The sequence below is a fragment of the Leptolyngbya sp. PCC 6406 genome (genome assembly GCF_000332095.2).
Taxonomy (GTDB): Bacteria; Cyanobacteriota; Cyanobacteriia; order Phormidesmidales; family Phormidesmidaceae; genus PCC-6406.
Genome location: NZ_KI913949.1, coordinates 307,958 through 330,147, shown reverse-complemented (window position 1 = coordinate 330,147; position 22,190 = coordinate 307,958). Strand labels below are relative to the sequence as shown.

Genomic DNA, 22,190 nt, shown 5'->3' with positions numbered 1-22,190 from the left:
CAGCGGTTGTCCTGCATATCGGGTCTATCGCTGAGCGTTTTTTTTCGGATCCCTTAGACTTAAAAGTATTCCCTCTAAAAAATCATCTCCTGAACTGGACAAAGACTGATGCTCTGACTGCTTCTCGCTTTGTTCTTTACTCAGATTCGAGACCGCCATTTAGCTGGGATACTATAAAAACAGGTTGGTTCAGTAGGAGCTATCGAAGACTATGGAAAGCGTGGCTTACATTTTCATCTTTGCGTGTATCATTGGCACCCTGTTCTTTGCGATCGCATTTCGTGAGCCTCCTCGGATTCCGAAGGACTAGGCTAGAACAGTCAACTCAGGGGATTGGCCCCGGTTGGGGAACATAGCAGTTGCCAGTCCGATTTAGGACAAGATTGCCAGCCACGGTGCTTTAACACTAAGCATCCGATCACGTCCTCGGTGTCTTAAGCAAAGTGGCCAAAGCTGTACATTCTCCCAGCCATCGCTAAATTGGCAAAAAAGGGGTAACATCATCGGATCCACGATGGCGTTACCCCTTTTTAATCGGTTCCGATAAGATGGTCCAATAACGATGGGTTTACGGATCATAGCCATAGTCCAAATCCTACAGATAATCCCACTGCTCCGAGGGGAGGTCAGGTTGCATGCAATGTCCCTTCTGCCAACATCCCAATAACCGTGTTCTAGAGTCCCGTGCGGCTGAAGGGGGGCGCAGCATTCGACGACGGCGAGAATGCTTGGAATGTGCTCGGCGCTTTACCACCTATGAACGAATTGAATACGTTCCCATCACGGTGATTAAAAGCAGTGGCGATCGCGAATCCTTTGATCGTTCTAAAGTGCTACGGGGTATGGTGCGGGCCTGCGAAAAAACAGGGATCACGCCCCAGCAACTAGAGGCCCTTGTGGATGACATTGAAGCGGAACTACAACAGCGATCGCGGCGGGAAGTTGACAGTCGCGAAATTGGGGAACTGGTGCTCCAGCACCTACGGGGGTTGAACGAAGTCGCCTACGTTCGCTTCGCCTCCGTCTATCGGCAGTTTCAAGGCATCCAAGATTTTTCCGAAGCCCTCAACCACCTAGCCCCCACCCCGCCCTTCTCAAACACCGAGCAGGGACTGGCCTCTGCTCGGTTGAGTGCCCTACTAACTTCCGGTAACACCAGCAGTTAGATCCTGGACTTGGTATAGATCCTGAAAGATAGATCCTGAAATATAGATCTTGCAGAAGATAGTTTGGAGGCGATGGCAATGCCAAGGTCTTCGGGTATAATTCTAGATCTTGCGGTAGCGTAGCTGCCGCTAAATAGAGCTGCGTACTCAACGCCTCCGTGCGCTTGAGTGATTCGGGATGTTCCGTCTTTTCTGGCTGACAGCATCCGCCTTAAACCAGCCCCACACTACGGAGAAAACATAGGTAAACACTAGCATGGTCAACCAGGTAGAAAAGGAAAGGGATACAGACATTGGGTTTACCCATGAAGACTTTGCAGCCCTCTTAGACAAATACGACTATCACTTCAACCCTGGTGATACAGTCGCTGGCACCGTCTTCAGCCTTGAGCCCAGAGGGGCATTAATCGATATCGGTGCTAAAACGGCTGCCTACATCCCCATTCAGGAGATGTCCATCAACCGCGTTGAAAGCCCAGACGAGGTGCTACAGGCAAACGAGACGCGGGAGTTCTTCATCCTCACCGACGAGAATGAAGATGGTCAGCTCACCCTTTCCATCCGCCGGATTGAGTACATGCGAGCTTGGGAGCGGGTACGCCAGCTCCAAAAAGAAGATGCTACGGTGCGTTCTGGCGTCTTTGCTACTAACCGAGGCGGAGCCTTGGTGCGAATCGAGGGGCTGCGCGGGTTTATCCCTGGCTCCCACATCAGCACTCGTAAGCCTAAGGAAGATCTGGTGGGCGAAGACCTGCCTCTGAAATTCTTGGAAGTAGATGAAGAGCGGAACCGCCTAGTGTTGAGCCATCGCCGCGCCCTAGTGGAGCGCAAGATGAATGGTCTTCAGGTGGGCGAAGTGGTACTGGGGAACGTCCGTGGCTTGAAACCCTATGGGGCTTTTATAGACATTGGTGGTGTTAGCGGTCTATTGCACATTTCTGAAATCTCCCACGATCACATCGACACCCCCCACAGTGTCTTTAATGTGAACGACGAGATTAAGGTGATGATTATTGATCTCGACGCTGAACGGGGACGGATTTCCCTGTCTACTAAGCAGCTTGAGCCCGAACCCGGAGATATGGTGAAGAACCCTGATCTTGTCTTCGATAAGGCCGAAGAAATGGCTGAAAAGTACCGTGAGCAACTGAGAAAGCAGGCGGAAGCTAAGCAGCAAGCGGAAGTCGCGGAGGAGATCGAAGAAGAGATCGCCTATATCGATGAAGAGGATGTTGAAGTGGAGTCATAGCCTCCGGCATTCAGCCATTCAGCGTAATTCTTTCTATGTCTGCATCCTCAGGATTTGCCCTGCGCCTATTCGGGCCGTAGGGTCGCAGCTTAGCTGCAAGGGGGTATGACTGCTCTACAACGGGGACCACAGATCTACTGTGGTCCCCGTTGTAGCGACATGGCGTTTTGAGGTCAGGAGAACAGGAAATGGCTCGTGTACAGTGTGGCGATCACGTCCTTGAATCTGTTGCGGGGATTGTCTTTGACAAGGACGGAACCTTAGCGGATTCGTTGCCTTTTTTATTCACCCTGGCTCAAATGCGATCGCGACTGATTGATCAGACAGTTCCAGGTCTTTACCCTGATCTGCTAGCGGCTTGGGGTGCGGCGCAAGAAACTCTGCGCCCCGATGGCCTGATGGCGGTGGGCACTCGCCCCGACAATGAGATTGCCGCTGCCGCCTATGTCGCAGCGCGGGGCCGGGGATGGGCCGAAGCACGGGAACTGGTGCATCAAGCCTTCATCGCTGCGGATGCCCTTGGGATACCCAAAGCTGCCGCCACCCCCCCCTTCCCCGGCATCGCTGAACTGCTGGCGTCGTTGCATCGGGCCGGAATTCGGCTGGCGGTACTCTCTGGCGATTCCACCCCCAATGTGCAGGATTTTTTGGCCCACCATGGGCTGACTCCTCTGGTGGCCTGGGGCCAAGGCAGCGATCGCACCTTGGCCAAGCCGGATCCGATCCTGCTGCACCAAGCCTGCGATCGGATCCAGGTACCCGTCAGCCAAACCTGGGTCGTGGGAGATTCCGCCTTGGATATCCAATTGGCCCGTCAGGGAGGCGCAGCGGGGAGCATTAGCGTGACTTGGGGCGGCAGTCCTCCCCTGACCGCTGCCGATATCGTCGTGACCCAGGTAGATCAGATTACTGTTCTGCCTTGAAGAACCTAGCTGGAAATGTTCTCAATCCGTGATGGGATGATGGGGTATTGGGGTGATGGGGTGTTGGGGTCAATCCCGTAGGGGCGGGTTTAGCTCGTGGCTACTGGGAAATCCCAAATGGGAAGCTCAAAACCCGCCCTACCCAGTGCCGGGTAATCCTAAAGCGACGCCTTGTCGCAGGGCTATAGGGCTTGCCCGGTGGGGAATGTGGGCTTTTGGGATTCATCTCATGGAGCCTATGTATCCCTTTGTGGCCATTCTCTGGGGTAGTCTGGTGTTTAGTCCATTGTGTGCTTGAAACAGGGTTTATCTGGTTTCAGCATTGACAGCCCACTAGTTTCAACCGTCGTTTTGCTTCATAAGAGGATCTGCCTGTGTCCCGTCGCTACCTTTTCACCTCCGAGTCAGTGACTGAGGGTCATCCCGATAAAATCTGCGACCAGATTTCAGACACTATTCTGGATGCGTTGCTTGCCCAGGATCCCCACAGCCGTGTGGCGGCTGAGGTGGTGGTAAATACTGGCTTGGTGTTGATTACGGGGGAGATTTCCTCAAACGCCCAAGTCAACTATGTTTCCCTAGCCCGCAAAAAAATTGCCGAAATTGGCTACACCGATCCCACTAATAATGGCTTTTCGGCGGATAGCTGCTCGGTACTGGTGGCATTGGATGAGCAGTCCCAGGACATTGCCCAGGGCGTAGACCAAGCCTTTGAAGCACGGGAAGCCGCCAGCGAAGAAACCTGGGATACCATCGGAGCCGGAGATCAGGGGTTGATGTTTGGCTTTGCCTGCAATGAAACCCCAGAGCTGATGCCGCTGCCCATTAGCCTTGCCCACCGCATTTCTCGTCAATTAGCCCTGGTGCGGAAGTCGGGAGAGTTGGCCTATCTTCGTCCTGATGGCAAAACCCAGGTGACGGTGGCTTACGAAGACGGTCGCCCCGTGGGCATCGACACGATTTTAGTGTCTACTCAACATACGGAAACCATCGGCGATATTACCGAGGGGGCCGATGTCCAGGCCAAGATTAAGGCGGATCTGTGGTCCCAGGTGGTGCTACCCGTGTTTTCGGACCTGACGGTTAAGCCCAGCGACAGTACCCGATTTTTGGTCAACCCCACGGGTAAATTTGTGATCGGCGGTCCCCAGGGAGATTCGGGTCTAACGGGACGCAAAATTATCGTGGATACCTACGGCGGTTATTCTCGCCATGGCGGTGGGGCTTTCTCGGGCAAAGACCCCACGAAGGTAGACCGCAGTGCGGCCTATATCTGTCGCTATGTGGCCAAGAATATTGTGGCGGCGGAGCTAGCGGAAAAGTGTGAGGTGCAGTTGAGCTACGCCATTGGGGTAGCGCGTCCCGTCAGCATTTTTGTGGATACCTTTGGCACAGGCAAGATTGCCGATGAGGTACTGCTGGATTTGGTGCAGAACAACTTTGAGCTGCGTCCGGCAGGTATTATCCACACCTTTGATTTGCAGAAGCTTCCCAGTGCCCGCAAGGGACGTTTTTATCAAGAAGTGGCGGCCTATGGTCACTTTGGTCGGACGGATCTGGATCTGCCTTGGGAAGCGACGGATAAGGTTGAGGTGCTGAAGGCGGCGGCTACCCCGACCCTCGCGGGAGTAGGAGTTTAGGGGGGCCATGGCGGGGCTGACTGTTGCGCTGAAGGAGTGGGCGATCGCAGTTGATGCTCTCTTGGCGGGAGAGTTAATTTTGCTGCTGCGGAAAGGGGGCATTCGCGATCGCGGCAGCCAGTTTCAGGTCCAAACCGATCGGGCTCTGCTCTTTCCCACCCTGGAGCACCAACGGCCTGCCCTGCTGAAATCCCCATGGCGTGATGGTCCCAGGCTAGACCCTGAGAACCATCCTGTCCCGTCCTTAGCGGTGGATTCCACCCCAATCCAGTTCCAGGGCTGGGCCGATATCACCCATGTGCTGCCCCTAAGCGATGGGGATCAGGTGGCGCGGCTCACCCCCTTTCACATCTGGACGCCCCAGTGGGTGACGGAGCGCATGGCTTGGCAGCCAGCACGTCCAATCTACGCGCTGTTGCTGCGGGTCTATCGCCTGCCCCAGCCGGTGTCTTTACCCTTCCATCCCACCTATAGCGGCTGTCGCTCCTGGGTGACGGTGCAGGAGCCGGTGGAGGGGATGGGGAGTGAGCCTGTACTAGCTGATGGGGATTACCGCGATCGCGTTTTGGCAGTCTTGGCCACAATTACCTAGGGTGTTGTCAAGCTTGAGGGGAAAGCAATGATTTAAACCTGAGAGATTGTCATTCCAGGAGGGTTCCCACGATGTCTACCCCTGCTGTTTATTCCCTATCGGAGGTGCTAGCTGCTGCCATTGCGCCACACCCTTTAGTTGTGGCACCCGATACACCAGTGTTAGACGCGATCGCGGCCATGGCCCGCCACCAAACATTAGCGGCTCCTGGGGATCAGGATTCCCGGATGGCCTGCCACCAAAGGGTGTGCTCTAGTTGCGTCCTCGTGGTAGAAACGGGGCAATTGGTGGGGCTGCTGCGAGAGCGGGATGTGGTGCGCTTGGTGGGATCTGAGCAATCGCTGATGGGGCTAACGGTGAGCGAGGGAATGACATCCCCGGTAGTTACCCTGCGGCAATCGGACTTTACCACCCTAGAAGTGGCGGCAAACCGACTCCATCGCCACACCATGGGCTATCTGCCGGTGGTAGGGGACCAGGGCGAAGTTTTGGGAATCATTACCCACGAAACTCTAGCGGCGATCTCTGGGCACACTCACCGAGACCGAACGGTACCCTATGGCGTTCCAGAGAAACATAATTCCCAACGCTTAGAGGAGCAGGAGCAACAGCGGCGGAATCTCAAGACTGCCGCTCATCTCAAAGCGGCCCAGCGCATTGCCCACCTTGGCAGTTGGGAATTTGATCCCCTCACGGAGGAGATCACGTGGTCTGATGAGGTGTTTGACATCTTTGGGCGCGATCGCGCCGCCGGTCCGCCCAGCTACGCAGAACTCATGAGTCTCTATCACCCCGAGGATCAGGCGTATCACGATGAAACGGTACAGCGGGCTATGGAAACAGGTCAGCCCTATGATCTAGAATGTCGCGCTTACCGTACCGATGGTCAGTTGATCTACATTCAGGCTCGGGGAGAGCCGATCTTGGACTCCTCAGGGCAGTTGATCCAATTAGTGGGGACGGTTTTGGACATTAGCGATCGCAAACGGGCTGAAGTCAAACTCCGCAGCCTCTCCGACCGCCTGACCCTAGCGCTCCAGTCAGGGGCGATCGGCACCTGGGATTGGGACTTTATCCAGGAAGCCAGTTGGGATCGGCGCATGTACGAAATCAAAACCTGGACCGCCCTGCCATCTACCAAGACTGGCTTCAATGCCTCCACCCAGCGGATCTGGAGGCGACAGAATCTGCACTGAAGGCCGCCATCCGAGGGGAACAGGACTTTAATGTGGAATTTCGGATTCAACGGACAGATGGCCAACTGCGGTGGGTAAAGGCATCTGCCTTGGTGCAGCGCAGCCCCCAAGGAGAGCCCTTGCGGATGACCGGCATCAACTACGACATCACTGACATTAAGCAGACAGAGGAAGATCTGCGTCAAATCACGGCCCAATTGGAAGCCTCGAATCGTGAGTTAGAAGCTTTTTCCTATTCTGTTTCCCACGATTTGCGCTCTCCCCTGCGGGCCATTGATGGCTTTAGCAGAGCCCTCCTGGAGGACTATGGCGATCAATTCGACGCCCAAGCGACGGAATACTTTGGACGCATTCGGCGCAATGTTCAGCGGATGGGGCTATTGATTGATGACCTATTGCGTCTCTCGCGTGTGTCGCGGATGGCCATGCGCTACAGGACGGTTAACCTCAGTTCCCTGGTGGAGGAGCAGGTAGCCCAATTGCGCAGCCTAGAACCGGAACGTCAGGTGCAGGTGGTGATTGCCCCAGATGCGATTGTTTGGGCCGATATGACCCTGATGGAGGTGGTGATTAGCAATCTCTTGCAAAATGCCTGGAAGTTTACCAGTCATCACCCTACGGCCCAGATTGAATTTGGTGTGATGGCCCCAGGCCAGTCGAAGACCCTAGCACTCCAGGGAGAAGCCACCTATTTTGTCCGCGATGACGGGGCTGGATTTGATATGGCCTACACTAACAAAATCTTCGGTGTTTTTCAGCGACTGCATAATATGGAAGAGTTTTCTGGGACGGGAATTGGTTTGGCCACGGTACAGCGGGCTATCCATCGCCATGGTGGCCAAGTTTGGGCAGAGGCCGCAGTGGAACAGGGAGCCACAATCTATTTCACCGTGCCCAATTCCGCACTTTCCGGTCCCCCTTTGTGAGTCTGCGTAGATACTGTGTTAGCGCCTTAGGGTCAAGACTGCTGAGGCGCTAGCTTTTTGGGGTCAAATTCCTGTCCAGAGGACAAGACCGCATAGATCACACGAATGAGCTTGTGCATCACCGCCCCCACCACCGCCATCTTGTGCTTGCCATTGTCCAAGAGCCGTTGGCGAAAAGCTCTGACCTCAGGGCAATGACGCATCAGACTCAGCGCTGGGAAAAAAAGAGCTTCGCGCAGATGGGCATTGCCAATTTTGCACAACCGCGCCTTGCCATTGATAGAAGAGCCAGACTGATGCTCCTGGGGAGTCAACCCAGCAAAAGCCGCCAGTTGAGCGGCAGAGCCAAAGACCTTAATCGAGCCAATTTCCGCCAGGATAATGCTAGCGCTATGTTCAGCAATGCCAGTAATGGAGGTCAACAAGCGGCAGGGCTCCGCCAACGATTCCTCCCCTTGAATATGCTGCTGGCAGCGCTCCTTGAGAGCCTTAGCCTGTTTTTCGAGAAACTCGATATGGGCCTCAATATCCGTTCTCAGTTCCGAGTCACGACAGAGCTCAAGGCGATTTTTCTCTTGGGTGAGCATCTGCTCCAGCGCCTTCAGACGGCGGGTGAGGCTCTGGAGCTGGGCGATCGCCGCTGGCGTGGGATGCCACAGACTGGGCTGGATATCTCGACAAAAGCGGGCAATCAGGGCGGCATCAGCGGCATCGTTCTTGGTGCGGCTGAGTTGACTTTTGGCATACCCCTTGATGCGGGCTGGGTTGACGATACTGACCTGGTGGCCCTGCTCATGGAGATAGGTAGCTAAGTCATGGCCATAGATGTTGGTCGCCTCCAGACAGGCATGAATTGCCCCGAGAGCATTCCCTTGGAGCCAATGGCTCAACTGCTCAAAGCCGCTGGGGGTGTTGTCAAACTTGGCGTGTTTAGAGGATTTGCCATTACGCTTACCACCACTCAGTAAAGCTACGTCAAAGGTGGCTTTGCTGATATCAATACCGAGGAAGATGATGGGGGCTGTACTCATTGGACTGGCTCCAGAGAATAGAGGTTGGCAGGGGCTCAACAATCGCACTATCCTTGCTAAATTCGAGGTGCCCAGTCGGGCCGCTCATGATACTGTCCAGGCTGATTGGCGATGCCCTTGGGGGAGGGGGGAGGCTCAATGAATCTACGAAACAAGCTTGAAGGCTTGGGGTTGGGTTCGGAGTTCTCCCCTGACGGTCTGCTTCCAAAATAACTCTCGATGGCAGGCCGCTTACATACAAGGTTGGGTGCAACGAAGCGTCACCCAACAGTAGTAAGCCTTGTTGGGTTCCGCTAGCGCTGCACCCAATCTACAACTTTAGACTTGACAGAGCACTAGTACTGGGCGGCGGAAATACCCTGGCCGTCCCATCGTGGCACACTCGGCCCCTCACCGTTCGGCTGAGCTCACGTCGAAGCCCTAGCCCTCTCCCAGGGGGGACCGTAAAATGTTGGGCTGACGCGACAATAGTGGGCTGATTTACGCCCTGCGGTACTCGTGCTCTTCCCGTTCGCGAAGCGCTCCGCAGGAACGGGTGGGGGCAGGACTGTAACGTCGTCAGACCAGAGCTTTGCGCTTAAGTTGACATTGATTAGGTGGATACAAATAAACGATGCTGTAGGGTGCTGTTAGGCGTTAGCGCAGCCTGAGCTTTGCGCATAGCCGTAACACACCACTCCCCAGGGCTTTGATGCGTTACGCTGGCGCTTTAGCGCAGCCATGCCGCAGGCTATACGCATCCTACAAATCATTAAGCCCATCTACTTAGTGATAGCCCTGCTTAGTGATAGCCCTGCGCCTCTATTTAAAGTGTCCGAAGGGTTAGGGGAGATCCGCCTTGACCGAACGCACCTCAGGACTCTTGAGGACTCTAAAGAATGGTTACCTTACGCACAATTTTGCTCGTCGAAGACAATCCCGATGATGAGGCTTTGGCGATCCGGGCATTACGTCGGGGCAAGATTGTCAACAACATCCAAGTGGCCCGCAATGGAGAAGAAGCCCTCAGGATTCTCTTAGGGGTCGATCCCTTGCCTACGGTGGTGCTACTAGACCTAAAACTGCCCAAAATTGATGGATTGGAAGTCCTGCGACAGATTCGCACCCAGGAGCGCACCCGTCGGTTACCCGTCGTGGTGCTGACCTCCTCCAGTGAGGATCGCGATATTGTGGAGAGCTACAGTCTGGGGGCCAACAGCTATGTCCGTAAGCCGATCGAGTTTGATCAGTTTACGGAGGCAGTGCATCAACTGGGGCTCTATTGGGGGCTGCTCAATGAGCCTTTTCCCCCAAACTTCTAACCAGAGTCCAAAGCCCCATTCATTTCCTTGGCTGGGATTGATACCAAATCCTGATCATCGACTTCCGATGGGTTGGCCCTACAGCTATGCGCCCCTAGGAGGATTTCTGTCTGTCATCCCTGGCCGTCATCCTTGATAATGGGAACCGTTGCACAGAAGGTTAATTCACCATGGCCCTACCCAATAACCTGATGACTCTAGAGGGAGAGCCCCTCTCCCCAGACCTATTGGCCGGCAAGGTCGTCCTGTTTGTCAATGTTGCCAGCAAATGCGGCCTCACCCCTCAGTACGAGGGTCTGGAAGCCCTGCATAAGGAATTTAGCGATCGCGGTTTGGTGATTGTGGGAGTTCCCTGCAACCAGTTCGGTGGTCAAGAGCCCGGTACTCCCGAAGAGATCAAAGCCTTTGCCACCACCAAGTACAACGTGGACTTTCCCCTGCTGGAAAAGCAGGATGTAAACGGGGCCAATCGCAGCCCCCTCTACCAATTCCTTGTGGGCGATGGTCCCGATATTGGCTGGAATTTTGGCAAGTTCCTGGTGGGACGTTCCGGTGAAGTGGTGGCCCGTTTTGAGCCCAAAACAGCTCCCGATGATGCCAGCCTGCGGTCGGCTATTGAGTCCGCCCTCGGCTAGGGCGTGTGGACAATCTGTTTCCGGTCTCCCCCCTTGGCAAGGGGGGACTAAGGGGGGTGATGCAGGGTGTAAACAGGTCTGTCCTAAGTTAGGCGGTTGGGCAGCCCTGAGGCATCCAATGCTGGATTAGGTCAGTTGAGATCGCGCCCCCGTGGGCCTGGGGAAGATCATGCTCCGCCTCTGGAAAGGGGATGAGCTGACTATTGGGCAGGCGGCGGGCATAGGTTTCGCAATGCCAGAAGGGAATGGTGGTATCCTGCTGCCCCGCAAAAATGAGCGTCGGCACCGATAGGTGAGGTAAAAAGCGCTCCACCGTATCGATGGCGTCCTCGGGTTTGAGCCGATCGATTAAGAAGGACTTGGCTACAGGCTGGGCCTTTAGTGCCCGCCGAGCGCGGCGAATTTCCCGATACTGGGTCTGCCGTTGAGCCAGGGCCATCACTGGCCCAAGCGCCGCAATCGCCCAATCTACTACCGGGGTCTGCCACAGCAGCGGCTGCATATAGGTGTAGCGTCCCACAAATTGATCGTCCCGAATGCCGGCGGGGGCCAGTAGGGTCAGGGCACGGGGGCGGTGGTAAATCGGCAATTCCCCCTGGGGCCTGTCCCCCTCTAAGGGCAATACCCAGGCCGTTTTGTCAACGGTCCACCCCAACCCCGCCGCCGTCAATCCGTAGGCCACCGCCACCCAGCCTCCATAGGAATGGCCGACCAAGGCCACGTCCTCTAGGCCCATAGTCTGGATAAACTGGTGCAAGAATTCCACCTGATGCCAGATCGTGTATTTCAACCGGGGTTTGGAGGACTGGCCAAATCCCAGTAAATCCAAGGCAATGCAGCGAAAGTGGGGGGCTAGGGGTTCGATCAGCAGATCCCAAGTGTGGACATCCCCCAGAAAGCCATGCAGAAAGATGATGACGGGTCCGGTTCCCTGCTCTTGGTAGGCGGCGACGTATTCGCCCACTGATATTGTCTGAAGGGTTGTTTGAACCATGTCAACGGCTTCAAGATGACTTAGATTTACTAGAGCCTACCCCTCAATTGCCCTTTGCGATCGCGTCAGTTCTACCCGTAATGGTCACCCTTCCTGCTACAGATATCACCCTTCGCATCCTCAAAGAGAGCTTAGGGTTGCAACTGGCTCCAACACCTGAGTTTTTCCCAGAGTGGATGGAAGAGCCAACTCCCCTCAGCACCATGGAGGTGTCTTATCTGGATCGGGTAGAAGCGAACTTTTTGAGTTTAGTAGAAGAGCCACCCCTGCTTGAAAATAGCGTCAAATTGGTTATTCTTGCTCCCTTGCTCGATCTGGCAGGCTTTTATCGCTCCCCCTTTCGCATCAAAACCGAAACCAGTGTTGATATCGAAATGGAAGATGAGGACATCACTATCCGAGGGCAGATTGATATCCTCGTTGTCAAAGAAAGACTCTGGTTGGTCGTCATTGAGTCCCAACGCAGCGACTTTGCAGTCACTCGCGCCCTGCCCCAGACCCTGGCCTATATGCTCAGCAACCCAGAGCTGAAACAGCCCACGTTTGGGCTGATTACCAACGGCAATGAGTTTCTCTTTCTCAAAGCGACCCGAAGGCCGAGGGTTCAATATGCAACCTCCCGATTGTTCTCCCTGATTAATCCCCAAAATGATCTACACGAGGTGCTGACTATTCTCAAACACCTGGGCCAACTCTCCATGACGTAACCCACCCCTACGATTTGGATGGGTTTGGCACGGATCAAGGGGGAAACATCCCCACCATTCCCGTAGGGGCAGGTTTAGCCAATCGCCCCCAACCCTCCACCCAGTTGAACCGTCAAGACCTGCCCCGGCCACCACCCCACTCGTAGGGGCAGGTTTAGCCAATCGCTCCCAACCCCCCACCCAGATTGAACTGTCAAAACCTGCCCCGGCCAACACCCCACGACGAGGCCGGGGTGGGTTTTGTAGGCCAGATCCTGGTGATAGGGGCAGCACCCGTGCCAAACCCACCCCCTATAATTCGGATAGGGGGCCGAGGGTACACATCACAAAGCAACCTAGTTTCTGCACCCGATTGGGGCAATGTCATTGACTCAGCCCGCTGTTTGTATGAACCCTACGTGACACCAATGTCTACAATCCTGGTTAACATCAGCGACTTGATTGCGGTTACACCCTATCCCAGCGGCGATCGTCCCGTGATTGCGGGCACTCGGACTTCCGTAGGGCGGATTGTGGCCCTATATCGGCAGGGCTACAGTGTTGAGGAAATTGTTGCCGATAAGGATTACCTGACCCTGGCTCAGGTTCACGCAGCTCTGGCCTATTACTACGCCAATCCCCAAGTCATTAATCAAGATTTAGCCGCAGAGGCGGCAGCTTACGATCAGTTGGCACCCACCACCTCTTAGACCATGACGACTGTACGGTTCTACCTGGATGAAGATGCTACCAGTAGACGTCTTTTGCAAGCTCTGACAAGCCGGGGTGCAGATGTAACCTCGGCGGCTGAGGCAGACATGTTAGGGCAGTCTGACGAAAGCCAATTAGCTTGGGCATGGACACACCAACGGGTAATCTATAGCTTCAACGTTAGGGACTTTTATCGCCTCCATTCAGATTGTTTGGTAATGGGTAAGCCCCATGCTGGTATTGTTCTCAGCCGACAAGGTTATTCGGTTGGTGATCAAATGCGAGGGTTGTTGCAGTTGGCTGCTATGCGGTCTTTGGAAGAGATGGCCAATACTGTGGAGTTTTTAGGGGCATGGATCAATCGGTTGCCCTAGCCGTAGGTATGTGTTAGCGCTACCCCTGTTAAGGTGAACGTTTGTTCTCCTTTTGGTTTAGGAGGCGAGCGGTCGAAACATGAGGATGTTTGGGGTCATATTCGTTCTTTTTGACAGCTTTTTTGGGGCCTCTGGGCGACGACTTAAACCGTTTCAGGTCGATTTGCGCCGCCCATTCTTTCAAGATTTCGGCGAAGGGTTCAATGGCCATCTTCCCGAACGGTCTCCACTCGGACGGTGGGAGGGCAATCATCATGCCTCGAAAAGTCCCCTGAACTTCTTCAACGAGATGGAAGTTGGACAACCCTGCTTCAATTTTGCCAACCCCGTGAACGGCTTTTAGGGCAGCTTTGACGGTGGATAAGACATTGAAGGCAACGACGGCCATACAAAAGACGAATAAAGCGGCCCTGGGATAGCCCAAAGTGTTCAGCTCACAGGAGAAGACATCGGTGACCACTTGAAACATCTTCTCGACGGTCCAGCGCTCCAAGTAGAGTTCGGTGACCAACGGGGCGGTCGCGACCCTGGTGGGTAAGTTGGTGAACAGGGCGACTTCGCTGTCGCCATGCCGGGTGGGTTGAGCCAGCTTGACGACAACCCGGCGCAGGGTCAGAGTCTGGTCTTCATGAGTGATTCTCACCGCTTGCTCAAAGACTTCTCCGGTCGCCGATGAACCAACGGCCTTCAAGGGCTCTAGCGCTTCCCAAGGGGTGTTTTTATGAGCCCGAATAACGAAGTAGGCTTGACGTTGAGCAATACCCAGCAGCGCACCGCAGGCACAGAAATTACGGTCTGCTATCCACACCTGATTGGCTTGCACCGTTTCGAGCATCTCGGGCAGCAACGAACGCTCTTGGGCATGGGCATCCTCACAAAGAAAGATATCCGTTACCAGATGCTGCTCTGGGTCAAGCACTGCAATCGATTGGCCGGGTAGCGGGCCTGAGCGAGTGGCCTGCAATGGCTTCAACCGATGCTCGGTTGTTCCCAAGTGATTACCGTCGGCGATCCGGATGCAGTAGCCCGGTAAGCGCTGGGACTGGGATAACCCCAGCGCTTTGACCACAGGAGCCAACTCCTGATAGGCATAGCGCACTAATGCCTGACTAATTCTGGGCTCTAAGCCGTTGAGCTTGCTGTACAGCGCTGGTTTTGACACCCCAATTTGCTTCTCTAGCTTTTGGTAGGCAGCGTTCACTGAAGGATGAATCCCGCTGACCACCAAACTCATCAGTCCCACCACACTCGAAAACAATAGCTCTCGGGTGTATTGCTTCTCGGCGTTTTTCTCAAATAACTCGTCGAGTTTATCGGGCCTAAAAATGCGCTCCATCAAGACGCGGAACATTACGCTTACCGGACTCGCTTCGACAAATTGCTCAAAGATGGCGCTAATCATTGGCCTACAACCTTCTGATGACAGGCATTGAGACCTCGATAACTGATTTGGATTTACCGACAGATTACAGGTGAATAGTACAGATGGTCACCTTGACAGGGGTAGTGTTAGCGCTTCAGGGTCAAGGGCGCAACATCTCCCCATCCCCACCATTCCCGTAGGGGCAGGTTTAGCCGATCGCCTCCAACCCCCACCCAGGTTTAACCGTCAAAACCTGCCCCGGCCAACACCCCACGACGAGGCCGGGGTAGGTTTTGAGCGCCAGATCCCGGTGATGGGGGCAACACCCGTGCTAAACCCACCCCTACGATTTGGGTGGGATCCGATTGGACACCCCTCAGGGAGACCCCGAAAGAAACCCGGTTTCTGCCCCCCACTGAGATAATGTGGGGCAAAATTCGAGAAACCGGGTTTTGGGGGGACGCCGTATCGGCAGCTACAAATGCCTGTTCATAGGACTGTTTTACTGAGCCTAAAATCCAGGAGTCCTTTTTATGGTCGCAGCCTTAACCCAGAGCCAGAGCCTCGTTGAAAAAGCTAAGACTCTGGGCCTTAAGTTCTTTTTGGTGTCCTACACCGATCTGCTGGGGGGGACTCGGGCCAAGCTGGTACCCGCCACTAAAATTGCCTCGGTGGAACAGGAGGGAGCCTTTTTCTGCTCCTTTGCATCGAACCTGGGGCTGGGGCCAGAGGCGGCGGAAATTGCGGTGGTGCCAGACCCAGACTCCCTGATTCAACTGCCTTGGGAGCCGACGGTGGGCTGGGTGGCCAGTGATGTGTACTTTGAGGGGAAGCCATTTCCGGCGGCACCTCGGATGATTCTGAACCGGGTGCTGGAACAGGCGGCGGCGCTGGGCTATACCTACAAGGCGGGGGTGGAGGCGGAGTTCTTTTTGCTGCGGCAGACGGAAACGGGATATGCGATCGCAGATACCAAAGACACCGCCGAGCGCCCCTGTTACGACCAGCTCAACCTGATGCGTCAGTTTGACCTGATTTCCACCCTAGTCACCTACATGGAAGACCTGGGCTGGGAGCCTTACCAATGCGACCACGAAGACGCCAACGGCCAATTTGAGTTGAACTGGACCTATAGCGATGTGAGAACGACTTGCGATCGCCATGTCTTCTTCAAATACATGGTCAAGACCCTGGCGGAGCAGCGGGGCTTCGTTGCTACCTTCATGCCCAAACCCTTCAGCCACATCACCGGCAACGGCGGCCACATCCACAACAGTTTGTGGCAGGGCAGCACCAACGCCTTTGCCGAAGGGGCTGATGCGGGCGGGCTTTCCCCCCTGGGCTACCACTTTTTGGGAGGTGTGCTAGCCCACGGCAAAGGGCTGGCGGCCCTCTGCGCCCCCACCGCCAACTCCTATCGCCGTCTGGGAGCCAGCACCACCGCCTCTGGCAGCACCTGGAGCCCCCGCTATATTTCCTACGGCGGGAATAACCGCTCCCACCTGATCCGCATTCCTGATACGGGCCGATTTGAGTGCCGCATGGTGGATGGGGCCGCCAACCTGTACCTGGCCACGGCGGGGATTTTAGCAGCGGGACTGGAGGGGATCAAAACCCAGGCCGATCCCGGCCAGCGCATCGATGAAAATCTCTTCGCTCGCGGCGACGAATTCCCCAATCTACAAACCCTACCCCACAATCTTTACGAGGCGATGGCAGCCCTAAAGCAGGACTCCCTGCTGATGGCAACCCTCGGCGAGTTGGGGGCTAAGACTTTCCTGGAAATGAAGACGAAGGAGTGGAACGCCTTCAATGCTCAAATCACCGCTTGGGAAATGGCCCAGTACGTGAATATCTAAGCTATAGCGGTTCCCTAATGTATGAGGCACACCTCAGCTTAATGACACTTCAGCGAACAAGGGGCTTAAGCCCCTTGTCTGTACTTAACCCAAGGGAGAACCGCTATATCTGATGATTCACACCTACAACTTCCCGACCCGAATTCGGTTTGGACCAGGGGCGCGGGCCGAACTCACCGCCGAACTCACCGCTTTGGGTCTTCAGCGGGTCCTGATTGTCACCGATCGGGATGTGGCGAAACTGCCCTGGTTTCCGGAATTAGTCGCATCCCTCTCCACCTTCGAGACCGCTACCTTCAGCGGCGTCTGGGGGAACCCGGTGGTGTCCCAGGTGACGGCGGGTGTGGAGGCGTGGCAGGCCCACGGGGCTGACGGAATTGTGGCGGTGGGGGGCGGCGCGCCCATGGATGTGGCTAAGGCCATCGCCCTGATGGCTCACCATCCCGGTCACCTCTTCGACTACGAGGATGGGGCTAGCAGCCGCCCTATTGACCAGTCGATTCCCCCCATTGTGGCGATTCCCACTACGGCGGGCACCGGGAGCGAGGTGGGGCGCAGTACCGTGATCTCTGATGACGCCACCCATGCCAAAAAGATCATGTTCGACCCCCAGCTTTTGCCCAGGGTGGTGCTGGCGGATCCTGAACTGCTGCTGGGACTCCCGGCTAAAATTACCGCCGCTACGGGCATGGATGCCCTGACCCACTTAATTGAGGCATTTCTAGCGAAGGGTTTTAACCCCCTCTGTGACGGCATCGCCCTGGAGGGAATTTACCTGGTGGCGCAACATTTGCAGGATTGTGTGGGGTTTGCCCAGCGGCTAGGGGCGGGGGAAGTTTTGGATGAAGGGGCGACGGCAGCCCATTTGGCCGCTAGGGGGGGCATGTTGAATGCGTCGATGATGGGTGCGATCGCATTTCAGAAGGGGCTGGGGGTCACCCATTCCTGTGCCCATGCCCTCTCCACGGTGTACGACACCCACCACGGGTTGGCCAATGGCGTCATGTTGCCCGCTGCCATGGCCTTTAACCTAGAGGCGGCTCCCGATCGCTTTCTCCGTATGGCCCGTACCGTTAACCCAGGGGCGAGCCATGGCCAAGACCTTCTGGACTGGATTGGGGCACTATCGACGGCCATCGGCATTCCCGCCTCCCTGGGCGATTTAGGGGTTGCCCCAGATAATCTTGATGCCCTGGTGGCGGTGGCTCTCCAGGACGGATGCCATCCCTTCAATCCTAGACCTGTGGCTAAGGATGACTTCTACGCCATTTTCACCGCTGCCTTGTAGCGGGCTTAGATGGCGTAAATATCCTTGCCGTTTTCTAACGACGAGGCAGAGCCTCGGTGAGGATTCCCAGGCAGAGCCTGGGAACCAGAAAATTCGGTATCAGCGCTGTCACCCCGCCGGGAATTCAAAATTCCCGGCTAACAGGCTTAAGTCCATTTTTAATGGCCCTTAAAAATGGACTGGGAGCTGGGCTGGGGATAGGGGGGCGAGTCCGTTTTAACGGACTTCTGCGATGAGCCAGGGCAATTTATTCCCTGGCGGATGGGCAGCGAAGCTTAAGTCGAACTCAGGTCGTGTTAGTTGAGTCGGCGCAGGCCGACTTTGTTTGTATAGCAGCGGTTTTAACCGCCGCGAGTCTAGCGGCTTGGTATTACTGCCGCGTGATGCTGAGGGAGTAGCAGAACCGATCGGCCCGAGAAATAGTCTCGCCATGGAGGATCGCCTGATGCTGGGGGGCATAGGCGGTGTAGCGATAGACAATCAGGGGATGGCCGAGGGGTACCTCCAGGTGGCCGCTCATCTCATAATCGGCGTGGGTGCATTCGATCACGGCGTCAATGGCCTCAATGGGAATACCGTGTTGCTCCAGGGTGGGAAAGGTCATCTGGCGCTTTAGTAGGGGGGCAAACCGCTGGCCCAAATCTGGGACCAGGTAGGAGATATCCACGGCTCCGGCTGCCCCATCCATGCGAAACAGTTTCTTTTGCAGGTAGACCATCGGGGGGGACGATAGATGCAACAGGGTCCGAATATTGGGGGGTGCTTCTACGGATTTTAGAGCCAGATTTTCAAAGGAAAAGGCGATGCCACGCCGATCCATGTCCTGTTCCAGAAACACCAGGGGGCTAGAGAGGGAATAGGCAACCTTTTTTTGGGGGGTGACAAACACTCCTTTGCCGCGATGCGCGATCGCAAGTCCTTGGCTCACCAAATTCGCTACCGCCTGCCGCGCGGTAATACGGCTGACGCTAAAGGTTTCCATGAGCTGGTGCTCGCTGGGTAGTTTGTCACCGGGGCGATAGTCGCCGACCACAATGCGGCGGCGGAGATCCTCTGAAATGCTGATGTGGAGAGGGATTGCCATGATCAGGACTATCGGCGGTGGCAGGTTTAAGCCATTTCCTGACACGAAAGTCCCGAATGTTCCATCAGGAAAATTTTGAGGGTCTTCGACCCTCAAAATTTAACCCCAACTAAACTCCAGGATTTCGGTCACCCGTCAATCATTAATTGACTGAGCACTAGAAGAGACAGCGTGGCCAGGGAAGAAGATATTTTAGGGCAGAAACCACTGCACTGCCCGTGGAACATGCTAAATTCAACTTGTCATAACAAGTAGGCGGAGTCCACTTGTCGCAATATTGTCCCTCTGCTCTAAACCCTCGACCATAATGACTCATTCTGCCCCCTTCCTCGCCCCCCGCCCCACGCCCGCCAATCCGCGCCAAATCCTGTCGGCCCAGGATCTGGCGCAGCTGAACCAGCGATCCAACTGGGCGGGGGGGCTCCACTTCTTGGGCCACCTGGGGGTGTTAGGGGTAAGCGGTTACCTTTGGGCTGCTGCGCCCCTGGGGCTGGCGATTCCCGCCCTGGGATTGTATGGAGTAAGCCTAGCGATGATGTTTTGTGCCATGCATGAGTGCTGCCACCGCACCGCCTTTGCCAACCCCCGCCTAAACGATATCGCTGCCTGGTTAGCGGGACTGTTGTCGTTTTACAACAGTACGTTTTATCGCCGTTACCACAAGTGGCATCACCGCTATACCCAAATTCCTGGCAAAGACCCGGAACTGGGGGATCCTAAGCCCACGACCTGGGGCACATACCTGGGGCAACTGACGGGCATTCCCTGGTGGATCGGCAAGGTGCGGGGCCATAGCCGGGTGGCTCTGGGCCAACTGGAGGACTGTTTCTTTTTGCCCGAAAGTGCCTACGGTGAAGTCGTGCACTCAGTCCGGTGGCAACTTGGGGTATACGGGGCGGTAACTGCGATCGCAGTTCTCCTCGGCCATCCCTGGTTTTTAGTCACCTATTGGTTCTTGCCCCTAGCCGTGGGGCAACCCCTACTGCGGTTTGTCCTGCTGGCGGAGCATACAGGCTGCCCCCAGGAGGACAATCCCCTCACCAATACCCGCACCACCCTGACCCTGTGGCCCCTGCGCTGGCTAATGTGGAACATGCCCTTCCACGCTGAGCACCACCTGTATCCTTCAATTCCCTTCCAGTCCTTGCCCCAGACCCATGCCCAGCTACAGACCTACTTCGACCGGGTCGAGTCGGGCTATATACAGGTCAACCGCTCCATCACAGCAACTTTTCAGGGAATTCCTGAGGCAAAACAATGACACATGGGCCGGGACCGCTACGGGCGTACCAGACTCTAAACCGTTGACCCCCAGAAACACCAAAACCCTTAGAAGGTTTTTGGTTCAGCGAGGATGCGCGATGGTCTTTGACCGGCCTCTGTCCATCGCGACCTGGGAAAGAGAGCGTGCCTGTACCCTGAAACGGTTGATGCGCCAAAGTCTCCAAGAAACCAATCAGGAGCTAAGGGCTAGCGTCACTGACCTGGTGGGGATGATCACCACCATGGCCGGAGAACAGGGGGAAATTAGGCAGCGGCAGGAAGAATTTAGACGGGAGCAGGAGAAAGCAAGCCAGCGCTTTGAAAACCTGCTGGCGGATGCCAGGGCAGATCGCCAACGGATTGATCAGGCGCTAGCGGATGCTCAGGCAGACCGGGAAAGGGCAGACCGCGAGCGTGAAAGCAATGAAGCGGAACACCAGGCTTTTATGGAAGCCTTGCGGGTAAGCCAGGAACAGGCAGAGCGTGACCGGGAAAGGGCAGACCGCGAGCGTGAAAGCAATGAAGCGGAACACCAGGCTTTTATGGAAGCCTTGCGGGTAAGCCAGGAACAGGCAGAGCGCGATCGCGCCTTGAATGAAGCTGAGCACCGCGCCTTCCGGGAAACGTTTCAAACTTTGCTGGCAGAACTGGCCCGGATTTGGGGACGCATTGCGAGTTAGGGAAAATGTGCGGACATGAACATTCCAACAGGCATTCCAGCCCCTAACCTGTCCCTTTGTCGAATTGTCGAACACCCATATTTCAGGGGACTGGGTAGTCCCTCCCTGATACCCCCTTAACCACTCTTTCACCAAAGATGCAGTTAAAAATGGTGAATTACGGTGAACTTACCCTCCTCACAACCAACCTTCTTAAACGCCAAAACCCCCAACAGTGGGGGTTTTGGCGTACAGGCCCTGCTGGATTCGAACCAGCGACCGACCGCTTAGAAGGCGGTTGCTCTATCCTCTGAGCTAAGGGCCCATGGCTATATCAAGGGGCTGGACAGGCTAGGGAAACCCTGCTCCCAGACCACTCGTAGCCTGTAGCCAACAGACATTCGGTAGATATCATAGCGTCAAGGGCAGTAGTGCTTACCAGGAACCTCTCTTGGGATGGTCTAATGTAGGGTATTACAACGTAGACTGCCTGCCTTGACCCTACGGATTCAACTTGCAGCGCCATGTTCATTCTCAAGCGACAGGATGTTGACATCAAAAACATCCAGCATCCCAAAAAGCAGGACCAGCAGATTCCCATTTTGTCCTACCAGGGGCAAACCTTTCGCTTGCTAAGTGTGTTTGGAGCCGTTCAGGAAGAGGACGCTCGGGCACTGTGGCGTGATTTGACCGATAATCGGGGCAAAGCCTGCGTCCTGCTAGAGGAGCCGGAACGGTTTAGCGTTTGGGGTAAGGTTCGTCTAGATGCTCTAGAGGAGGGGGATGATGATCAAGGGACACCCGCATCTCAGCCCTTGATTCAGGCATCTCTGCTCCTGTTACAGGCTCTATATATCGATATTGAAGACTTGCTGGGCGGCAAACAGGCTAGCCAGTTTGAGAAGGAGGTGGCCTCAGTGCTAACCCAGTGGCGGTTTCCCCAGGTGACCTCGGCGGCGGTGGTGAAGACGCTGCTGACGATGGATCCTCTTGCCACCCAGGTTCCGGCTTGGCAAGATATGCATCTGCAAAAACTCCTAGAGGAGATGCATCGTCTGGGCAAGAACTACTTTGGCAATGCCAACTTCACCGAACGGGCACTAGATGCCCTAGAGGACATGCCCAAAGGTGATCGCCAAACCTTTCTAGCGTGGCTAGATCTATCCTCTCCTGGCCAGCTCTGGAAATAATGGGCCGCAAAGGTGTTACGCGCTGCAAACAAAAATTGGGAAATCACTAGATCTGAGGCT

The 22,190-nt window shown here is 55.4% G+C and carries 22 protein-coding genes and 1 tRNA gene; 18 read left to right on the top strand and 5 right to left on the bottom strand.

Annotated features, from left to right (window positions below):
• The first annotated feature begins 211 nt into the window (after positions 1-211).
• From LEP6406_RS30790 to LEP6406_RS26215, 8 genes are all read left to right on the top strand, one after another.
• Positions 212-310, top strand: a complete 99-nt coding sequence (locus tag LEP6406_RS30790) for a photosystem II reaction center protein T (protein WP_008311663.1) — start codon at positions 212-214, stop codon at positions 308-310.
• Between the two features lie 325 nt (positions 311-635).
• The gene (gene nrdR, locus LEP6406_RS0201535) at positions 636-1,166 is read left to right on the top strand and encodes a transcriptional regulator NrdR (RefSeq protein WP_008311665.1); all 531 of its coding nucleotides are present in this window, start codon (positions 636-638) and stop codon (positions 1,164-1,166) included.
• Between the two features lie 256 nt (positions 1,167-1,422).
• Positions 1,423-2,415: a 30S ribosomal protein S1 gene (locus LEP6406_RS0201530; protein ID WP_008311668.1), complete on the top strand. Its 993-nt coding sequence runs from the start codon at positions 1,423-1,425 to the stop codon at positions 2,413-2,415.
• Positions 2,416-2,603: 188 nt separating this feature from the next.
• On the top strand, positions 2,604-3,338 hold the full coding sequence (locus tag LEP6406_RS0201525; protein WP_008311670.1) for an HAD family hydrolase: 735 nt from the start codon (positions 2,604-2,606) through the stop codon (positions 3,336-3,338).
• Positions 3,339-3,712: 374 nt separating this feature from the next.
• A complete protein-coding gene (metK, locus tag LEP6406_RS0201520) occupies positions 3,713-4,978 on the top strand; it encodes a methionine adenosyltransferase (RefSeq protein WP_008311672.1) in 1,266 nt (421 codons plus the stop codon).
• Between the two features lie 7 nt (positions 4,979-4,985).
• On the top strand, positions 4,986-5,570 hold the full coding sequence (locus tag LEP6406_RS0201515) for a DUF1802 family protein (RefSeq protein ID WP_008311674.1): 585 nt from the start codon (positions 4,986-4,988) through the stop codon (positions 5,568-5,570).
• A gap of 71 nt (positions 5,571-5,641) precedes the next feature.
• The gene (locus LEP6406_RS0201510) at positions 5,642-6,766 is read left to right on the top strand and encodes a PAS domain-containing protein (protein ID WP_008311676.1); all 1,125 of its coding nucleotides are present in this window, start codon (positions 5,642-5,644) and stop codon (positions 6,764-6,766) included.
• Positions 6,658-7,692: a sensor histidine kinase gene (locus LEP6406_RS26215; RefSeq protein ID WP_071992184.1), complete on the top strand. Its 1,035-nt coding sequence runs from the start codon at positions 6,658-6,660 to the stop codon at positions 7,690-7,692. The genes LEP6406_RS0201510 and LEP6406_RS26215 overlap by 109 nt, the downstream gene beginning before the upstream one ends.
• Positions 7,693-7,724: 32 nt before the next feature.
• On the opposite strand, the gene LEP6406_RS0201500 is transcribed toward LEP6406_RS26215, so the two are convergent.
• Positions 7,725-8,723, bottom strand: a complete 999-nt coding sequence (locus LEP6406_RS0201500) for an IS110 family RNA-guided transposase (RefSeq protein ID WP_027268693.1) — start codon at positions 8,721-8,723, stop codon at positions 7,725-7,727.
• A gap of 878 nt (positions 8,724-9,601) precedes the next feature.
• Between LEP6406_RS0201500 and LEP6406_RS0201495 the strand changes: the two genes are divergently transcribed.
• Together LEP6406_RS0201495 and LEP6406_RS0201490 are read left to right on the top strand one after the other, a co-directional pair.
• Positions 9,602-10,024 (top strand): response regulator, encoded by a 423-nt coding sequence (locus LEP6406_RS0201495; RefSeq protein WP_008316293.1) that lies wholly within the window; start codon positions 9,602-9,604, stop codon positions 10,022-10,024.
• Positions 10,025-10,194: 170 nt separating this feature from the next.
• Positions 10,195-10,659: a glutathione peroxidase gene (locus LEP6406_RS0201490; RefSeq protein ID WP_008316292.1), complete on the top strand. Its 465-nt coding sequence runs from the start codon at positions 10,195-10,197 to the stop codon at positions 10,657-10,659.
• A gap of 88 nt (positions 10,660-10,747) precedes the next feature.
• Here the strand turns inward: LEP6406_RS0201490 and LEP6406_RS0201485 are convergent, their stop codons facing one another.
• Entirely contained in the window at positions 10,748-11,653 is a 906-nt protein-coding gene (locus tag LEP6406_RS0201485) for an alpha/beta fold hydrolase (RefSeq protein WP_008316290.1), read from the bottom strand.
• Here LEP6406_RS0201485 and LEP6406_RS0201480 point away from each other — a divergent pair.
• From LEP6406_RS0201480 to LEP6406_RS0201470, 3 genes are all read left to right on the top strand, one after another.
• Positions 11,641-12,360: a type I restriction endonuclease gene (locus LEP6406_RS0201480; RefSeq protein WP_263971114.1), complete on the top strand. Its 720-nt coding sequence runs from the start codon at positions 11,641-11,643 to the stop codon at positions 12,358-12,360. The two genes, LEP6406_RS0201485 and LEP6406_RS0201480, sit on opposite strands and share 13 nt — an antisense overlap.
• 407 nt (positions 12,361-12,767) lie before the next feature.
• Complete coding sequence (locus LEP6406_RS0201475) at positions 12,768-13,049, top strand: DUF433 domain-containing protein (RefSeq protein ID WP_008316287.1); 282 nt, start codon at positions 12,768-12,770, stop codon at positions 13,047-13,049.
• Between the two features lie 3 nt (positions 13,050-13,052).
• Positions 13,053-13,424 carry a DUF5615 family PIN-like protein gene (locus tag LEP6406_RS0201470; RefSeq protein ID WP_008316285.1) on the top strand — a complete coding sequence of 124 codons (372 nt, stop codon included), beginning with the start codon at positions 13,053-13,055 and terminating at the stop codon, positions 13,422-13,424.
• A 28-nt stretch (positions 13,425-13,452) separates the two neighbouring features.
• Here LEP6406_RS0201470 and LEP6406_RS0201465 read toward each other — a convergent pair whose 3' ends face one another.
• Entirely contained in the window at positions 13,453-14,826 is a 1,374-nt protein-coding gene (locus tag LEP6406_RS0201465) for a transposase (RefSeq protein ID WP_008315299.1), read from the bottom strand.
• A 494-nt stretch (positions 14,827-15,320) separates the two neighbouring features.
• On the opposite strand from LEP6406_RS0201465, the gene glnT reads away from it, so the two are divergent.
• A complete protein-coding gene (glnT, locus tag LEP6406_RS0201460; RefSeq protein ID WP_008315980.1) occupies positions 15,321-16,646 on the top strand; it encodes a type III glutamate--ammonia ligase in 1,326 nt (441 codons plus the stop codon).
• A 112-nt stretch (positions 16,647-16,758) separates the two neighbouring features.
• Positions 16,759-17,934 (top strand): iron-containing alcohol dehydrogenase, encoded by a 1,176-nt coding sequence (locus LEP6406_RS0201455; protein WP_008315978.1) that lies wholly within the window; start codon positions 16,759-16,761, stop codon positions 17,932-17,934.
• A gap of 370 nt (positions 17,935-18,304) precedes the next feature.
• Here the strand turns inward: LEP6406_RS0201455 and LEP6406_RS0201450 are convergent, their stop codons facing one another.
• Entirely contained in the window at positions 18,305-19,018 is a 714-nt protein-coding gene (locus tag LEP6406_RS0201450) for a GntR family transcriptional regulator (RefSeq protein ID WP_008315706.1), read from the bottom strand.
• 307 nt (positions 19,019-19,325) lie between these two features.
• Between LEP6406_RS0201450 and LEP6406_RS0201445 the strand changes: the two genes are divergently transcribed.
• Positions 19,326-20,279 (top strand): fatty acid desaturase, encoded by a 954-nt coding sequence (locus LEP6406_RS0201445; protein ID WP_008315705.1) that lies wholly within the window; start codon positions 19,326-19,328, stop codon positions 20,277-20,279.
• 100 nt (positions 20,280-20,379) lie between these two features.
• The gene (locus LEP6406_RS29900) at positions 20,380-20,961 is read left to right on the top strand and encodes a hypothetical protein (protein ID WP_027268743.1); all 582 of its coding nucleotides are present in this window, start codon (positions 20,380-20,382) and stop codon (positions 20,959-20,961) included.
• Between the two features lie 231 nt (positions 20,962-21,192).
• Here the strand turns inward: LEP6406_RS29900 and LEP6406_RS0201435 are convergent.
• Positions 21,193-21,265, bottom strand: a tRNA-Arg gene (locus LEP6406_RS0201435).
• A 199-nt stretch (positions 21,266-21,464) separates the two neighbouring features.
• Between LEP6406_RS0201435 and LEP6406_RS0201430 the strand changes: the two genes are divergently transcribed.
• Positions 21,465-22,130: an Npun_F0813 family protein gene (locus LEP6406_RS0201430; RefSeq protein ID WP_008319030.1), complete on the top strand. Its 666-nt coding sequence runs from the start codon at positions 21,465-21,467 to the stop codon at positions 22,128-22,130.
• The last annotated feature ends 60 nt before the right edge of the window (positions 22,131-22,190 follow it).

What these genes read in the sequence shown, in the direction of transcription:
- LEP6406_RS30790 (WP_008311663.1), top strand. Translation starts at nt 212, where the DNA reads ATGGAAAGCGTGGCTTACATTTTCATCTTTGCGTGTATCATTGGCACC.
- nrdR (WP_008311665.1), top strand. Translation starts at nt 636, where the DNA reads ATGCAATGTCCCTTCTGCCAACATCCCAATAACCGTGTTCTAGAGTCC.
- LEP6406_RS0201530 (WP_008311668.1), top strand. Translation starts at nt 1,423, where the DNA reads ATGGTCAACCAGGTAGAAAAGGAAAGGGATACAGACATTGGGTTTACC.
- LEP6406_RS0201525 (WP_008311670.1), top strand. Translation starts at nt 2,604, where the DNA reads ATGGCTCGTGTACAGTGTGGCGATCACGTCCTTGAATCTGTTGCGGGG.
- LEP6406_RS0201515 (WP_008311674.1), top strand. Translation starts at nt 4,986, where the DNA reads ATGGCGGGGCTGACTGTTGCGCTGAAGGAGTGGGCGATCGCAGTTGAT.
- LEP6406_RS0201510 (WP_008311676.1), top strand. Translation starts at nt 5,642, where the DNA reads ATGTCTACCCCTGCTGTTTATTCCCTATCGGAGGTGCTAGCTGCTGCC.
- LEP6406_RS0201500 (WP_027268693.1), bottom strand. Translation starts at nt 8,723, where the DNA reads ATGAGTACAGCCCCCATCATCTTCCTCGGTATTGATATCAGCAAAGCC.
- LEP6406_RS0201495 (WP_008316293.1), top strand. Translation starts at nt 9,602, where the DNA reads ATGGTTACCTTACGCACAATTTTGCTCGTCGAAGACAATCCCGATGAT.
- LEP6406_RS0201490 (WP_008316292.1), top strand. Translation starts at nt 10,195, where the DNA reads ATGGCCCTACCCAATAACCTGATGACTCTAGAGGGAGAGCCCCTCTCC.
- LEP6406_RS0201485 (WP_008316290.1), bottom strand. Translation starts at nt 11,653, where the DNA reads ATGGTTCAAACAACCCTTCAGACAATATCAGTGGGCGAATACGTCGCC.
- LEP6406_RS0201475 (WP_008316287.1), top strand. Translation starts at nt 12,768, where the DNA reads ATGTCTACAATCCTGGTTAACATCAGCGACTTGATTGCGGTTACACCC.
- LEP6406_RS0201470 (WP_008316285.1), top strand. Translation starts at nt 13,053, where the DNA reads ATGACGACTGTACGGTTCTACCTGGATGAAGATGCTACCAGTAGACGT.
- LEP6406_RS0201465 (WP_008315299.1), bottom strand. Translation starts at nt 14,826, where the DNA reads ATGATTAGCGCCATCTTTGAGCAATTTGTCGAAGCGAGTCCGGTAAGC.
- glnT (WP_008315980.1), top strand. Translation starts at nt 15,321, where the DNA reads ATGGTCGCAGCCTTAACCCAGAGCCAGAGCCTCGTTGAAAAAGCTAAG.
- LEP6406_RS0201455 (WP_008315978.1), top strand. Translation starts at nt 16,759, where the DNA reads ATGATTCACACCTACAACTTCCCGACCCGAATTCGGTTTGGACCAGGG.
- LEP6406_RS0201450 (WP_008315706.1), bottom strand. Translation starts at nt 19,018, where the DNA reads ATGGCAATCCCTCTCCACATCAGCATTTCAGAGGATCTCCGCCGCCGC.
- LEP6406_RS0201445 (WP_008315705.1), top strand. Translation starts at nt 19,326, where the DNA reads ATGACTCATTCTGCCCCCTTCCTCGCCCCCCGCCCCACGCCCGCCAAT.
- LEP6406_RS29900 (WP_027268743.1), top strand. Translation starts at nt 20,380, where the DNA reads ATGGTCTTTGACCGGCCTCTGTCCATCGCGACCTGGGAAAGAGAGCGT.
- LEP6406_RS0201430 (WP_008319030.1), top strand. Translation starts at nt 21,465, where the DNA reads ATGTTCATTCTCAAGCGACAGGATGTTGACATCAAAAACATCCAGCAT.